This window comes from Nocardioides kongjuensis, assembly GCF_013409625.1.
GTDB lineage: Bacteria > Actinomycetota > Actinomycetes > Propionibacteriales > Nocardioidaceae > Nocardioides > Nocardioides kongjuensis.
This window is the reverse complement of record NZ_JACCBF010000001.1, coordinates 5,072,002-5,087,710: the sequence shown is the minus strand read 5'-3', so window position 1 is coordinate 5,087,710 and position 15,709 is coordinate 5,072,002. Positions and strand designations below refer to the sequence as shown.

The 15,709-nt window shown below is 66.9% G+C and carries 12 protein-coding genes and 1 pseudogene; all 13 read right to left on the bottom strand.

The annotated features are described in order from the left end of the window. Positions 1 to 237 precede the first annotated feature (237 nt). The gene (locus BJ958_RS24420; protein WP_179729388.1) at positions 238 to 1,476 is read right to left on the bottom strand and encodes a tyrosine-type recombinase/integrase; all 1,239 of its coding nucleotides are present in this window, start codon (positions 1,474 to 1,476) and stop codon (positions 238 to 240) included. A gap of 47 nt (positions 1,477 to 1,523) precedes the next feature. Further along, positions 1,524 to 1,718 (bottom strand): helix-turn-helix domain-containing protein, encoded by a 195-nt coding sequence (locus BJ958_RS24415; protein ID WP_218865957.1) that lies wholly within the window; start codon positions 1,716 to 1,718, stop codon positions 1,524 to 1,526. A gap of 778 nt (positions 1,719 to 2,496) precedes the next feature. After that, positions 2,497 to 4,143, bottom strand: a pseudogene (locus tag BJ958_RS24405) (CocE/NonD family hydrolase). 131 nt (positions 4,144 to 4,274) lie between these two features. Continuing rightward, complete coding sequence (locus tag BJ958_RS24400; RefSeq protein WP_179649423.1) at positions 4,275 to 4,889, bottom strand: TetR/AcrR family transcriptional regulator; 615 nt, start codon at positions 4,887 to 4,889, stop codon at positions 4,275 to 4,277. Between the two features lie 75 nt (positions 4,890 to 4,964). Then, positions 4,965 to 6,590: a class I adenylate-forming enzyme family protein gene (locus BJ958_RS24395; RefSeq protein ID WP_179649421.1), complete on the bottom strand. Its 1,626-nt coding sequence runs from the start codon at positions 6,588 to 6,590 to the stop codon at positions 4,965 to 4,967. Then, complete coding sequence (locus tag BJ958_RS24390) at positions 6,587 to 7,024, bottom strand: hotdog family protein (protein ID WP_179729384.1); 438 nt, start codon at positions 7,022 to 7,024, stop codon at positions 6,587 to 6,589. The genes BJ958_RS24395 and BJ958_RS24390 overlap by 4 nt, the downstream gene beginning before the upstream one ends. 136 nt (positions 7,025 to 7,160) lie before the next feature. After that, positions 7,161 to 8,012 carry an ABC transporter ATP-binding protein gene (locus BJ958_RS24385; RefSeq protein WP_242530388.1) on the bottom strand — a complete coding sequence of 284 codons (852 nt, stop codon included), beginning with the start codon at positions 8,010 to 8,012 and terminating at the stop codon, positions 7,161 to 7,163. A 41-nt stretch (positions 8,013 to 8,053) separates the two neighbouring features. After that, positions 8,054 to 9,049, bottom strand: a complete 996-nt coding sequence (locus tag BJ958_RS29225; protein ID WP_179649417.1) for an ABC transporter ATP-binding protein — start codon at positions 9,047 to 9,049, stop codon at positions 8,054 to 8,056. Beyond that, positions 9,046 to 9,897 carry an ABC transporter permease gene (locus BJ958_RS24375; RefSeq protein WP_179649415.1) on the bottom strand — a complete coding sequence of 284 codons (852 nt, stop codon included), beginning with the start codon at positions 9,895 to 9,897 and terminating at the stop codon, positions 9,046 to 9,048. Before BJ958_RS24375 ends, BJ958_RS29225 begins: the two co-directional genes overlap by 4 nt. Next, positions 9,894 to 10,814 (bottom strand): ABC transporter permease subunit, encoded by a 921-nt coding sequence (locus BJ958_RS24370; RefSeq protein ID WP_218865956.1) that lies wholly within the window; start codon positions 10,812 to 10,814, stop codon positions 9,894 to 9,896. Before BJ958_RS24370 ends, BJ958_RS24375 begins: the two co-directional genes overlap by 4 nt. A gap of 86 nt (positions 10,815 to 10,900) precedes the next feature. Beyond that, positions 10,901 to 12,544, bottom strand: coding sequence for an ABC transporter substrate-binding protein (locus tag BJ958_RS24365; RefSeq protein ID WP_218865955.1), 1,644 nt, complete (start codon positions 12,542 to 12,544; stop codon positions 10,901 to 10,903). 121 nt (positions 12,545 to 12,665) lie between these two features. Next, on the bottom strand, positions 12,666 to 14,081 hold the full coding sequence (locus BJ958_RS24360; RefSeq protein ID WP_179649411.1) for an amidase: 1,416 nt from the start codon (positions 14,079 to 14,081) through the stop codon (positions 12,666 to 12,668). A gap of 20 nt (positions 14,082 to 14,101) precedes the next feature. Further along, positions 14,102 to 15,703: a CocE/NonD family hydrolase gene (locus BJ958_RS24355; protein ID WP_179729382.1), complete on the bottom strand. Its 1,602-nt coding sequence runs from the start codon at positions 15,701 to 15,703 to the stop codon at positions 14,102 to 14,104. Between the last annotated feature and the right edge of the window lie 6 nt (positions 15,704 to 15,709).

Genomic DNA, 15,709 nt, shown 5'->3' with positions numbered 1-15,709 from the left:
CGGTGCCGGACACCGTCCGGCACCGTCATTGTGCGGTGCCGTTGACTCACCGGAGCCGTCGTCGCCTGCGGCCGTCGAGTGACCACCAGAGCGACACGGAGCACCGAACCCGAGAAGACACGCCACCACCGTCCGCCCGCGCGAACCCGCCTGTCAAGCAGAAGATCTCCGCCGACGAGGCGCTCCGAGACGACCGATGACAACACGAGACGACCAGCACTGTCCGGCCGTTCGCAGTCAGGCGTCCGCATCGCCGCCCTCGGCCTCGTCCTCGACGTCGAAGAGCGCCTCGAGCTCGAGCTGCTCACCGAAGCAGCCTGAGCTGTCCAGTGCGTCTGGAACGGGAGCGGTGGGCCGCAGGGCGCGTTCCAGATGTGCCGCGGGGGCGTGATCGGTGGTCGGGTCGGGCTCGATGTAGTGGCCTTCGGTGATGGCGCTCGAGGTGTGGCCCAGGAAGGTGGCAGCGGCGTCGGTGCCGAGGCCGCGGGCGATCACGGTGGCGGCCGTACGCCGGTACCAGCGCAGGCTGATGCCGGTGTCGCCGAGGCCGGCGAGCTCGACCATCTCGCGGAAGGTGCGCCGCACGTTGTAGGGATTGAGCACGCCGCCCGTGCGGTTGGCGAAGATGGTGCGCTCGCCCTCGTCCGGGCGCAGGGTCCTCATCCGGCGACGGATCACGACGGCTGCGAACTCAGGCACCGGGATGTCGCGCACTGAGCTCGCCGTCTTCGGGTGGGTCTGCCGGATCAGGCCGGTCGCCTTGCGAAACACGACCGTGCCGGTCACGCGCACGACCATGCCCTGCTCGGTGTCCCTGACGTCGCAGGGCCGCAGCGCCAACGCCTCCCCCGGTCGCATCCCGGTGCCGAGCAGGAGCTCGATCAGATCGCGGACCTGGCCGTCGCTCTTCGGTCCCGGCAGGCCCGGGGCAGTACGCCATTCGGCGGCGGCCTTCCGGATCGCCGCGACCTGCTCCAGCGTGAGTGCCTGCGGGGTGTTCTTGGGCTTGCGCAGCTGGGAGGTGCCCTCGACCGGGTTGCGGGCAAGCGCGTCGTTGCGAAGCGCGAAGCCGAACAGCAGGTTCAGGATCGAGCGCGAGTGCATCGCTCGCGAGTAGGACAACGCGAGCTGGGACTTGAGGAAGGACTCGACGCGGCCGGTCGTGATCTCGCCGAGCATGAAATTCTCGAAAGCAGGCAGCACGTGGAGCCGGAGGAGGTCGCGGTAGCTCTCCTTGGTGCCCTCGGCGAGGTCCTGCAGGTCGAGGTCCTCGAGCCACAGCGCGACGAGCGAGGGGAACGGGCTGTCGGCCGACAGCGTGCCGCCGCGACCGAAGGCGGGCCGCGTCCGGAGCTTGTCGTGCAGGCGTTGGCGAGCGGCGGCCGCCGATGGGGCCGAGGCCGTGACGCGACGTACCCGACCGTCGGCATCCCGGATCCGGGTCTCGGCCTTGGTCAGCCGTCCGGTACGGCGCACGTTGACAACGCCGAAGGCGCCAACGGGAGTCCGGGGGCGCCCGGGCATCAGCCTGCCCCCGGGTCGTGACGACGCGCGTCGTCCTGCTCCATCCGGGTCAGCCATGCCTCGATCTCGCTGGCACGGAACCGGAGCTCGCGGCCGACCCGGAAGCCGCGCGGTCCACGGCCCTGGCAGCGCAGGTCGTAGATGGTCTGCGCGGGGACGTGGAGGTGGTCACAGAGCTCGGTGAGCGTGACCACCGCATCGATGGCAGGTCGGGCGGCCGGCGCACCAGCGACCGTGCCCTCGGTGGGAACTGGAGAGGGTTCAGTGAGGCGAAGGGTCATGCACCTCAGGTGCGCCAGACCCGCCACGCGGGTTCGAGACGGACCGAGGCGCCCCGACCGGGCACCGCTCATGGCTGGATACTTGGAGAATAAATGGAGCGTGGGCACTCGTCCTCCTCGATTTGAGGACGGTGCCCACGCTCAGCCTGGTGGAGGTGAGGGGATTCGAACCCCTGACCTTCTCATTGCGAATGGCTTCCTGCCCATCGGTTGGCCGGTTTCACGCCTGTGCAGGCGTGGATTCAACGCATGGAACCGCACGGATTGCATCCGCGGGGTACGCCGGGGGTAAGCGTTGTAGACGCCGCGGAGCCCATCAACGTCCGCCGCGGAAGCAGGGACTCGTCGACCGAGACTCACCAAGCACGTCGTCAGCGCGCCGAGCTGCTGGAGCTTGTCCAAGCTGGTGAGGGTGCATTCGTTGCGCCCAACAAGCCCGACAGTCGATTCCCGAAGGGCTCATTGCCGAACAAGCGACAATGCTGGGCAGCACACGGGACTGCCAGATGGTCAACACCACCGGCCACATGACCCAGGAGTTCATGTCGAGCCAAGGAACATCGTGACTGCCTTGCCGCCCCGGGGGCACTTGGGCTAGCTGCCGAAGGCTGCTCCGCGAGACTGGTCTCGTGATTGACAAGCGCCGCGAGTCAACACTTCGCCAGTTCCTCGGCCATGGACAGTGGAGCCATCACAGGCGCAGACCCTCGTCCCCTGAGTCTGGGTAGATCGGAAGCCGGAGGTGACTCGCGTCGAGGCCGCCGAGGAGGAGCCCCTGATGGTTCACCTCGAAGAGTTCGGCGTGCCAAGGGTTCTCATCCGTGCCCGGGTGTCGAACCCAGAGCGGATAGTCACTGGATGCGAGGTGGAGCCGGAGTCGGTGGCCCGGGCGCACCCGATAGGCGACGGCGTCGAGCTCGAAGGAAATGAGATCCTCCAGGTCAGGCCGCTCCAGCAACGTCCGGCCATGCGAGACGGGTCGGGCCGATCCGTCAGGCGCGACATCAAGGAGCTTGGCGAAGAGATGCATGGACGGACCGCTCGTCGCGGCACGAACGTTGAGCACTGCATTGCCAGCGATGTCGAGGGCTGTCGGAGTCGGCTCGGAGGTGAAGGTCACGACGTCAGACCGGCTACCGAAGTCGCGCTCGTCAGGGTAGGAGGCGAGGAACGTCCACTACTCATCGTGCGTGACCGAGGAAGGAACTGGGCTCGCCGGATCGTGCTCCCACGAGACCGTCGCGCGTTCGGTGTCCGGATGATGCGAGAGTGCACCGCCCTCCGACCCGTCGAGGGCGCTGTCCGCTGCCGACAGGAACAGATTCCGATGCACGACGCCGGCCGGAGGCCAGTCCTCCGCCGTGCGCCATCCGGCGTGGCCGGTGTGCCACCTGACGCGCTGCGACGGCGACGGAAGCGAGCCCCGCCCCGTCAGCAGCGGTAGCAGGAAGTCCGCCGCATCGATCGCCTGCCGGTACTGGACTTGCGTGTGCTCGGCATCGTTCACCCACGGGTGCTGCTGGTCTGCGTAGGGAATGTCCTCGAGCCGTACGCCGCCGTGGTCCGCCGACTCGGCGCGGAGGTAGTGCAGACCGCGGCGACCGCCTGCACCTCGGAAGTAGCGGAAGTCGTGAAGTCCCTCGGGACCGAGACCGGGATCGAACCAGTTGCTCCAGTGGAGCACCGGCACGTTGGTGGTCCAGTAGGGGTGGCGGTCGCCGTACGGGTTGAAGACGTCGCCGGTCCGGACCCGCCGGAAGTAGTCGTCCAGGGCAGGAGGCCGGGCGCCGATCGAGCGCGCAGCCTCTTCGAAGGTGTCGATGAGCGGTGCACGGGTGTAGTCGATCGAGAGGTAGCGGATGTCGTTGTCCGCCCAGATCTGCAGCAGGTCGTCCGCTCCGAGGAGCGGGGCCGGGTCCTGTCGCCAGGGGCTGCCGAGGTGGTGGCGAGCCATGTTGACGCCGGTTCCCTGGGGCACCGCGCCCTTGACCGCCGGGTGACCCGAGGCAATGCCTGCCCAGACCGTGAAACCTAGATAGGACACGCCGACGAGACCGACACTGCCGTTGCTCCACGACTGGCCGATGATCCAGTCCAGGGTGTCGTAGGCGTCCGCGACGTCCGACACGTACGGGTGCGTGACGCCCTCGGAACGGAACTTGCCCCGGACGTCCTGGGCGACGAGGACCAGTCCACGATCGTTGAACACCTCGGCCATGTCCGCCAACCCTTGGTAGCGGCTGTTCTTGTCGTACGGACCGCGGATCAAGACCACGCCGTGACGGCCCGGCACCGGAGGCAGGTAGACGTCGGTCGCGAGCCGAACACCGTCGCGCATGCGGACCATGCTCTGCTCGGCCCGCGCGACGGGCTCTGCCGCGGTGACGTGTTCGAGTATCTCGAACGTCATGAGGACGCTCCTTGGGACGAAGTAGGGAGAGGGGCGACCTAGGAGGCCGCGGGACTTGGTCAGCGGTTGACTGCAGGAGCTCCCGCAGCTGACCGCGAGAGCGGGAGCTCGAACGACGACAGGAACCGGTCCAGCGCCGCTGCCTGTCGTTCCGGTGTCCAGAGGTCTGGATGCTCGACGGCCGACAGGACGACGCCGCTGGTCCAGGCGCGGAGGAGATCGACCATGCCCTCGAGCTCGGCCGGGTCCACGAACTCCGCCAACGCCTGCCGCATGAGGCCACGCATCCCGGGTTCCATGCGAGCGGACATGTCAGCGACGACCGGTTCGGTCGCGATGTGCGCCACGAGGACGACGCGGACGCGCTCGACCATCAGGGACTCGGGCGTGTTGGGCAGGAACCACTCGAGGACCGCGTGGAGCCGGTCGTGCGGATCGGCGATCTCCAAGAGCTCGGCGCTCTTTGACTCCGCGTCGCTGAGGACGCGGTCGGTCATCGCCGACAGCAACGCGTCGCGGTTGGGGAAGTAGTGGGTGACCAACGTGCTCGAGCCACCCAGCCGCTTGGCGAGAGAGCGCACCGTCAGCTGAGGGAATCCACCTTCAGCTATGGCCTCGAAGGTGGCATCGATGATGTCGTTCTTCCGCTGCTCGGGATCGACATAGCGCGGCATTACCAGCCTCCTTCGACGTTGTACAACACGCGAATCACCTTACGGCCGGCGGCGCCCGCCGGCCGGCCAACACCATCACGACGCGCCCTGAACGGTCCGTGAGCCCGAGCCAGTCACGTCCACCGTCGCGGCGTTGAACGGCGCTTCTTGCTTCAACCCGGCCTTGTGGACCTTGCCGCTCGCCGTGTAGGGCAGCTCGGAGCGGAACTCGACGTAGCGCGGGATCTTGAACTGGGCGAGGCCGCGCCGCGCCCAGTCGACGACCGCAACGTGCGTGACGTCAGCACCGGCCTTGAGCACGACGATCGCCTTGACCTCCTCTCCCCTGTCCGGATCAGGAACGGGAATGACACCCACGTCGTCGATCTCCGGCATGGTGAGGAGTTGGTACTCGACCTCGGCCGACGCGATGTTCTCGCCGCTTCGGCTGATCATGTCCTTGAGGCGGCCTTCGTAGTAGTGGGCGCCGTCGGCGCCCTTTCGCACCACGTCTCCGGTTCGGAACCAGCCACCGGGCAAGAACAGTTCGGCGTTGACCTCGGGACGGTTGTGGTAGCCGAGCATCATCCCCTCGCCGCGAATGCACAGCTCGCCCGAACGACCGGGCGGCACCTCTTCGAGGTTCTCGTCGACGATCTTGGACTCCCTGGTCGGGAAGCACAGGCCCATTGAGCCCTTGGCAGCAAGGTCGGCCCGGTCCCACGGCACGACAGTGCCGCATCCGACCTCGGTGCTGGCATAGAAGTCTCTCGCCAGAAGCCCGAATCGCTCCTCGAGCTTCGCCAGTTCCTCCGGTGGCACGGCTGCCACGGGGGCCCGCCTCAGCTTCAGCCGCCGGTCCTTGTCGCTCACCGGCTCGTCGAGGAGCCCCTCGTCGATCCAGGCCATGTCGATCTCGTGGTCGACGAGCCAGTCCATGAACTTGCGCCGACTCATCCCGGCGGTGACGTAGATGGCACCTCCGCCCGCTAGGGCGTTCATCAGGTAGCCCTGGTTCTGCATGTAGTAGAACGGGTGGTCGGCGAGGATGCGCTCGCTGTGATAGAGACCTGAACCCCACACGCCAAGCTCGATCCAGTACCGGTGCGTCAGCAGGCAGCCCTTCGGAAGGCCCGTGGTTCCGGACGTGAACTGGATATTCACGACCGTGTCCTGATCGGGGTAGTCCGCCAGGGGGGTGACCTCCGCCGAGGCAAGCTCCCCGAACGCCCGGAGGTCCTCGAACCCTGGCGCGATCGAGGACCGGTCACCGACCACGACAATGCGCTCGCGTTCAACTGGCGCAGTCAGTTGCCCGTCGTCGACGTAGGTCTGGACGATGTCGCTGGCCACCACCAGCCACGAGGCGCCCGAGTCCTCCAGAACGAAGGCACACTCACGTGCGGTGTACTTGGGATTGAGGGGAACGACAGCCGCTCCGATCTCGGCCACGGCGAACCAGGTCAGCGGGAACTCGAGCTGATTGCGCAGCTGGACACCCACCTTGTCCCCAGCCCGCACCCCCAACTGCTGCAGACCGCTGCGAAGGCGCGAGACCTGATCGCGGAACTCAGCCCAGGTCACCGACGGACCGCCACCTTCGATGTGGGTGATGGCGAGCCGCGACCCGTGGATAGCCGCCGCTCGGTCCAGCGCCGCAGGCATCGACAACCCGCGCAACGAGGCCTGGAACTCGTTCAGCTCGATCTTCGCCGTCGTCATCGACCGGCCTCCTCGTCGACCGTGGTCCACAGAGCGCGCAACGTGGCGACGAATCCGGGCTTCTCCCGCCCCTTCACCTCGCCGACGGCATCGACCACGACGAGGTGACCCTGATCTCCGCGGTCGATGACCTCACGTACCGTTCCGCGAATCCGCAGCGAGTCGGCACTCCGCACGACACTGACGAACCGCACGTGGTCCAGCCCGTAGTTCCAGGCGAGCCACGGTCCCTCGGACCACAGAGCGTGGTTGCACAGGTAGTCGAGCATCCCCAGCAGATGGAAGCCCTCGATGAGATCGTCGCCGTACCCCGACTCTCCACCGTATCCGTGTGGGTAGCTGTCGAGGTACGTGCCGTGCTCGAATGCTTTGTGCCGGTCCTCGTCCATGGTGAACCAGGGCGTCACGAAGGTCTTTCCGGCCAGGGTCGGCACCTCGTCCGGACTGTCGACGGTCAGGGTGACGACCTCGGACGTGTCAGTGCTGTCGATGGTCATTCAGCGAGCTCTCTTTCTTGAAACGGTTGTTCCACTACGAGGACAGTGCGATGCACGTGGCAGGGGCCAGCAATCAGGTACGGCGGCGCGGCCGCCAGCCCGGTTTCGGGACGGCCTCGAGCAATGCCTGCGTGTAGGGGTCGCGGGGGTCGTCGAGAACCTGACTCGTCGATCCCGCCTCCACCACGGCCCCGCGGTTGAGGACGATGCACGTGTCGGTGATCTGCCGGACCACACCAAGGTCGTGAGACACGAAGAGGTAGGAGATGCCGGTCTCGGCGCGGATGTCGGCCAACAGGTTGAGCACCTGAGCCTGAACGCTGACATCGAGCGCTGAGACGGCTTCGTCAAGGATGAGAACCTTGGGTTCGACTGCGAGCGCCCGCGCGATCGCCACGCGCTGACGCTGTCCGCCCGACAGTGTCCGAGGAACCATCTGCGCGTGCCGGTCGTCGAGACCCACCTGCTGCAACAGGTCCGAGACACGGGCGCTGCGTGCCGTGCGGCTCAGGTCGAAGTGGATCGTCAGCAGCTCACTCAGCCCCGCACCGATGCGCTGCCGCGGATCCAGCGAACCGAAGGGGTCCTGGAACACCATCTGCACGACCCGGTCGCGCTCCGATCGGCCACCACGGTTTCCCCGGAGACCACGGCGAGCGGATACGTCGCCCGCCTTTGCCGTGATCGTCCTGCCATCGACCACCACGGTGCCGGACGTGGCCGTCTCGAGGCCGGCGATGATGCGCGCGATCGTCGTCTTGCCGGACCCGGACTCACCGACGACCGCGAGCGAGCCGCCCGCGTGCAGCGCGAAGCTCACGCCGTCGACCGCAACGTGGGAATGACCTCGCCACGCGAAGACCTTGGTCAGGCCATCGACCTCGAGAATGGTGTCCCCACCTGAGCGCTGCGGCTCTTGCACCACGTCCCTCGCCTTCCCTCGCCTAGCCACTGCTCCCCCGGCGTTCACGCGGACGCCGCCATCTTGAGCTCTGAGGCCACTTCCTCTGCACGGTGGCAAGCGACGCTGCGGCCGCCGATGTCGCGCAGTGCCGGCCTCTCGCCCCGGCAACGGTCGACCGCGAACGGACAGCGCGCCGCGAAGGCGCACCCCTGCTCGACCTCGAAGGCCGCCACTGGCCTGCCGGGGATCGTGACCAGACGCCGAACCTCGGTAGCACTGGGCCGCGATGCCAGGAGAGCGGCCGTGTAAGGGTGTCGCGGCGCTGCGTACAGATCCGCGGATGGCCCCTTCTCGACCAGCGTGCCGGCATACATGACCGCGAGCGTGTCGGTAATTGCAGCGGCGAGATCGAGGTCGTGGGTGATGAAGAGCATGCCGAGACCCCGCTGACGGACCTGCTCCGCGAGAATCGCGACGACCTCCGACTGAACGGTCACATCAAGCGCCGTCGTCGGCTCGTCGGCAAAGATCAGCCTCGGCTCGGTCATCAGCGCTGCCGCGATCATGACCCGCTGGAGCAGCCCACCCGAGAGCTGGTGAGGATACTGCTGCAGACGACGGTCTGCGTCGTGCACACCCATCTGTTCGAGCAGCTCACGGGCGCGTTCGGCCGCCTCGCGCTTGGTTGCACGCCCGGTTGTGACGACGGCCTCGGTGACGAAGTCGCCGACCGTTCGGATCGGGTTCGTGTGCGCTCGGGGGTCTTGATGGATCATCGCCACGTCCGCCCGCCGATAGCTTGCGAGACCGGACCTGTCGAGACGGAGCACGGAACGGCCCTCGAACATGATGTCGCCGTCAACCTTCGCGTCGGCCGGCAACAGACGCATCGCTGCCTTGACCGTCATCGACTTGCCAGACCCCGACTCGCCCACCAGGCCGACGGATTCGCCGGACCTGATCGCGAGACTGACATCGCGCACGAGAGGGCGAGCCGGCCGCGTGCGGGTGAGCTCGATGCCGAGCCCCTGGATGTCGAGGAGTGTGCCGTCGTTCACAGGTCCACCCCCAGCCGGGCAGCAACGCGCTCACCGAGCACGTTGAAGGCGACCACGGTCACGACGATGAGGAGGCCGGCCACCAGACTCTGCTGGATCGCTCCTTCCAGGATCTCCGACCTGCCGTCGGCGACCATGAGGCCCCACTCCGCGGCAGGCGCCTGAACGCCGAGGCCGAGGAACGAGACTGCGGCGAAGTCGGCGAGGGCGGTACCGAAAGCGACGGTGGCCTGGGCCAGCACGATGGGAGCGACATTGGGGAGGAGGTGGCGCGTGCAGATCCGCCAAGAACTGACTCCCCCGAGACGCAGGCCTTCGATGTAGGGCATGTTCCGCTCCTTGACGGCAGCACTTCGTACGACCCGGGCGCCGTACGGCGTGTAGACGATGCTCAGCGCGACGACCGGAGCCCAGAAGCCCGCTCCGAAGGATGCCGACGCCAAGACCGCAACCAGGATCCCCGGAACCGCGAACATCACGTTGAGTGCTCGATTGAGCATCCGGTCGATCCAACCGCCGCGCCAGGCGGCCAGGATGCCGAGGGCAGTGCTGGCCGCTGCACTGCCCAACACGATGATCGCCGGGCCGGTCAGGCTCAGCCGAGCACCAGAGAGCGCCCTCGACAGCAGGTCCCGCCCGAGAGAGTCTGTGCCGAGCCAATGGTCAGCGCTCGGCCCCTGCCCGGAGGCCAGGATGTCTGACTTGCCGACCGGGTACGGCGCCAGCAAGGGGCCGATGACCGCCAGGGCCACCAGCACCGCGCAGACCACCCCGGAGATCAGGAGGACGGGGTCACGAGGGAGTCGTCGACCTGCGAGGTCTCCCAACGACGCAGTGATGGCGCTCATCGCACAGCTCCTCTCTGTCGCGGGTCGAGGAACGCCTGCGCGATGTCGATGATGGTCGTCATAACGACGAACACCGTCACGATGACCAGGCTCACGGCGAGAACGACGGAGTAGTCCTTGCTGGAGATGCTCTTGACCAGGAGGGAGCCGATTCCGTCGATTGCGAAGGCCTCCTCGACGACGACTGCCCCCGTCACCAGCCCCGCGATGGCCAGCCCGGATGCCGTCATCACCGGAAGAGCAGCGTTGGTCAGGATGTGCGCGCGCAGGATGCGTCTCTCAGAGATCCCACGCCCCCTGCTGGTCTCCACGTGTTCCTTGCCACTCTCTTCATGGACCGCGGCCGAGGTGAGCTGAGCGATGTAGGCGCCGTACCCGATCGACAACGCCACCGCAGGAAGCGCGAGGTGGTGGATCCGGTCCAGAAGGCCGACTCCTGCCCCGAAGGTGGGGAACCAGCCCAGACTGACGGCGAACACGCTGGTGAGGAAACCGGCTGCTACGAACGCCGGCACGGAGATCCCGAGGCCGACAGCCGCACTGACCAGCGACCGCCACCGGCGCGACACCCCGCCAGCCACGCCGAGCGAGATACCAGCGGCGAGCATCAGAACAGATGCAAGCGCCACCAGCAGCAGAGTCGTCTCGAGCCGCGGTCCGATGAGGCCGGCCACGTCTTGCCTGAAGACGACCGAGGTACCGAAGTCACCGTGGAGTGCGTCGGTGAGCCAGTGCCAGTAGCGGACCAGCAACGGGTCGTCGAGGCCGAGCTCCGCCCTCTTCGCCGCGCGCGCCGCATCCGTGGATTTGGCCCCGAGAAGACCGGCGACCGGGTCACCTGGGGCGTTGCTCAGCGCGAGGAAGATCACGAACGACGACGCCACGATGGTTCCACACGCGCCCAGCACGGTGGTCACCGCTCGGCGGCCCAACTCGCCCCGCCCCCGAGCTGCGCCGGCACTCACCCCGGCCGAGACCGTCGACAGAAGACTCATCTCTGGCTCTACTTAGCAGCGCCGATGAAGGCCATGGCCGGCATCGACCAGTAGGCGAACGAGGTGATCGCGCCAGTGAGCCGGTCGTTGAGGAACGTTGTCGTGTAGGTCGACAACAACGGGATGACTGCCGAGTCCTCCTCGATGATCTGCTGCGCCTTGATCACCATCTCAGCGCGCTGGTCGTCATCGAAGGTCTGTCGCGCCTCGGTCAGCAGAGCCGTCGCCTCGGCATCGTCGAAGTCGGTGTAGTTGTACGGCTGCCCAGGCAGGGACGTGAATCCCATCGGCTCCAGCGGGTCCGGAGCGCCGTTGAAGTTCGAGGACAGCATCAGATCGAGGCCGAGCTCCTTGCGCTTGGCTGCGTCGTAGCCAGCCTGGTCGTATACCAGGGGCTGCAGCGGCTTGAGCTTGACAGTCAGCCCGATCGCTGCCGCCTGCTCTTGGATGAGCTGCGCGGATCGCGACTCGGTGTCGTCTCCGGCTGTGAGCGCCAGCACGATCGTCTCGCCGTCGTAACCCGACTTCGCGACGAGCTTCTTGGCGGCCTCCACGTCATACTTGCGCTCGGCGACGAAGGCGTCGTAGGCCTTCTGGTAGGCGTCCCTCTGCCCCTCGGGCCAGGTCGTGGGGGTGACGTAGGTATAGGTCGGCTCTGCTGCCCCGTTGTAGATCACGTCGGCCAACGCCCCCCGGTCGATGCCGCGCTGCAGGGCCTGGCGCACGTCATTATCGGACATGGGACCGTCCGGGCGCGCGACGTTGAGGTTGAGCCCCTGCATGGACCGGCCGAAGGTGATGCGCCCGACGCTGGACTTCGACAGCGCCGGCACGGCCGAGGCCGGAATCTCGTAAGCGCCGTCGATCTCGCCGGCGTTCAGGGCTTGCGTGAGAGCAGTGGCGTCACCCACGAAGGAGAACGCCACCGTCTCGGCCAACGGCTTTCGCTCGGCGTTCCAGTAGTCCGGGTTGCGGCTCAGCTTGATGCTGCTGCCGGGGCTCCACGACTCGAGCTCGAACGGTCCGCTGCACATCAGGCCACCGTCAGGTGTCCCGATCGCGTCGGCGTGCGCCTCGGAGTACTTCTTCTCCATCACGCCGAGAGCCGGACCAGAGTTGAGGAACAGTTCATCGGGCTCGCTGAAGGACACGGTCACCTGGTCCGGCCCCGTGACGTCGATGGACTTCACGTTGATGAACGCGAAGCTGAGGACGAAGTCCGAGGAGCGCATCCGGTTGAGGCTCCAGGCGACGTCCTCGGCCGTCAAGGGCGTGCCGTCCCAGAACTTCACGTCGTCCCGGATGGTGTAGACGATCTCGGTCGGCGACACGACTTCGTAGCTGGCCAGGTTGGGCTTCAGCGCGAGGTCGGGGTCACGTGTGAGCAGGGTGTCGCAGAGGCTACGGACGACCGTTCCGGACGCGTAGGTCACCGTGTTGGCCGGGTCGAGCGTGTCGGGTTCGGCGGGGAGATTCCACTTGACGACGTCGACGCCACCCTTCGCGCTCGGCAGGACGTCGACCAGGTCGTCCTTCGTCACCGGCTCGGGTCGGTCGTCCGAGCCGTTCCCGCATGCAGCGAGCATCGCCGTCGCTGCCAACGAGAGCGCCAACAGACCGAGACGTCGTGGGCCAGAGGTTTGGTGCGCCATGAGATGTCCTTCGGGTGATCCAGGTCACTTACAACAATGAATGTACAACAAGTGTTTTACTACGCGCCAGCGTTTTGCTCCCCGATCTTTGGATCGGTGTCCCGCGCATCGAGCCGATGGGTCAGAGCATGGGGTGACGGGTGTGCCAGGTCGTGGCCCGTTCATACCTCGACGCTGCAGAGATGACATCGAAGTCGGCCCAGAGCTTGCCGATGAACTGCACTCCGATAGGCAGGCCGTCCGACGTGAAGCCGCCCGGGACACTGATCGCGGGCAGGCCGGCATGGCTTGGCGGCTCGGTGGTCATGTGGGCCAGGTTCCCGAGCGCAGGCACGTGGCGGCCGTCGACGGTGCCCGCGGGGCCACCGGGTCCGCCATGAGGGAAGGCCGGGGTCGCTGTGGTGGGCGTGACCATGACGTCAGCGCCGTTCATCGCTGCACGAAACGCGTTGTAGATGTCGGTCTTGACGCGGTGGTTGGCGTCGTGGATCTGCCGGGCCGTGGCCGCACCGGCTCGGTCGGCAAGCTCGAGGATCATGGGCCAGATCTCGATGCTCCAGGTCTTCATCTGTTCGGCGGCCTGCTGATAGGCGTGACCGTTGATGTGGTCGAAGTAGGTCATCGTGTCAGGCAGCTCGATCTCGACCTCCTCGACGACGGCTCCGGCGGCACGCATGTCATCGACGGCTTCCCCGAAGAGGCGTCGCACCTCCGGGTCGAGGATGTCCTGGCCCAGGTGGTAGCAGGCTGCGATGCGCACGCCCGTGAGATCGCCGGGCGCCGTTGCTGCTTCGATGTAATTCCGCGTGTCCTTTGCAACGGAGTGGCGATCGCGCGGATCGTGGCCGTTGGTGACCTCCAGGACCATGGCGGCGTCGAGCACGGTCCGTGCGATCGGACCGTCGGTCGAGTCGCCGTCCTCCGAGTCGATCGTCGGGATGCGGCCGAGAGAGGGCTTGATGCCGACAGCTCCACACAGCGAGGACGGCACCCGAATCGAGCCTCCGCCGTCCGACCCCCAGGCGATCGGGCCGACTCCTGCCACCACAGCGGCCGCTGCACCGCCCGAGGATCCGCCGGCGTTGAAGCCCGGTCTCCACGGAGTGCTGGTCGAGCCGGTCAGCTTGCTCTCGGTGACGCCGAGGAGCCCGAACTCAGGAGTGGTGGTCTTGCCGAGGAGGATCACGCCCTGCGCCTTGAGTCGTTCCCAACCTACGGCGTCGAAGTCCGGGACGTGGTCGGCGAACGCGACACATCCGTAGGTGGTTCGCACTCCCTTCGTCTCGGCCAGGTCCTTCACCGTCATGGGCACACCGAAGAGCGGGGGAAGATCGTCCCCGGCCGTGAAGCGCTTCTCGGCTTCCTTTGCGTCTGCCCGGGCCTGCTCCGCGGTCGCGGTGACCATGATGTTCAGGATCGGCTGGACGTGGTCCATGCGGTCGAGGACAGCCTCGACCACCTCAACAGGCGATACCTCGCGACGGCGGTAGAGATCGCCGAGGTCGGCAGCGCTCTTCCAGATCAGTTCGTCGGTCATGGTTCTCCTTCAGTAGTCAGTCAGCGGCGGGTCGTGATCTTGAGGACGGACGGGGCGCCGGGCATACCCAGCAGCGTGTACGTCGCGGGGGCAATGGCTGCTTGCGCGTCCCAGACCTCGGCGGACGTGCCGGGGTGAACCGGGTACAGCGGGAAGCACGATGCGCTGATCGCGAGCCGCAGGCGATGCCCTGGCCGCATGCGGTAGGCGGTGTCTCCCAGGTCGATTCGACATCGTGTGGCCACTTGCGGACCCTCGACCAGGGCAGCGCCTTCGAGGACGACACGGGCTCGACCAGACGGGTACACATCGAGGAGCCGAGCGACGATGTGACCGCTCGGACCAGAGGTGCTCACGTGCAGCTCGGCCTCGACATGTCCGACGATGTCGGTCGCCAGCCCGAACCCGTCGGTCGTGAAGGTGGCGACGTCAGCGCGCTCGTGCAAGGCCTGCTCGTCTGGCAGGTGCTCGCACTGGGCCCATTCGGACGCGATGAGGAACGGAACCGGCTCGGCCGGGTTGTGCGTCCAGCTGATGCTGGAACGCTCGGCCCTTACGGTTGGGGACAGGCTGCCACCGTCGGCAGTTCCCGTTGCCGCCTCGAGGCGACCGAGCACCAGTTGGCGCTCAACCACGTCCGCGGGGACCCACCGGTCAGCGGCTTGCCAGCCCAGGTTGGCGATCTCGTACCGGACCCGCGGCGCGAGCCACCGTCCTTGACGCCCGTGGAGGTAGTGATCCAGGAAGGCGATCGGATCAGCAGTCATGCGGTCCAGGTAGTGCGCCAGTGCGTCGTCGTCGACTTCATGGTTGGCGTGCGGCTCGTCATCCTCGTGGAGCCTGAAGTCCTCGTGGTCGGATGCGCCCATGCGCAGGAACTGGTGTCCGCCGGCGGGTGATCTGCTTGCGGCATGCCAGTCCGAGAGCTGGTGGCGCTGTAGGTTGTCCCACCAGCCGCCCATGTGAAGCGCCGGGATGCTCAGGTTCGCAGCCGGCCGGCCATGTGGGAGGGCTGGGGTGACCAGCGACCTTCGCGCATGGCCGTTCGCGAGGTCCCGAATAAGATCGCCGACGCGAGCGGCCTCCGCCGGCAGCTCATATGCAGCTCGCCCACCGCGCATGGTGGCGTAAGGGCTCTCGAGCATCTCCGGCACCGAGAAGGTGTGCATGACCCACTCGTACAGCGGAAGCCGAGGCACCAGGTCCGGGGCGAAGATGCGGAAGAACTCCGACCCGGTCACGCGAGGAACGATGGCCCGGAGTGCGGGGTGGCCCGACGCGACGGCTGCCCACTGCGTGAAGCCGTAGTACGAGTCGCCCATCATTCCGACGACCCCGTTGCTCCAGGATTGCGCGACGATCCAGTCCAGCGTCGCGGCGCCGTCCGCCACCTCGTTGACGAACGGAACGCGCTCTCCCTCGGACAGGAACTTCCCGCGTACGTCCTGGACGACCACGGCGAATCCGTGGGCGGTCATCCGGGCCGCGATGTCAGGCAGGAAGGTGTAGCGACCCGTCTTGTCGTAGGGAAGGCGGACCAGAACTGTCGCTCGCGAGTGGTGGATGGGTTCAGGGAGATACACGTCGGTGGCCAGACGGACGCCGTCGGCCATCGCGACCATGAATGA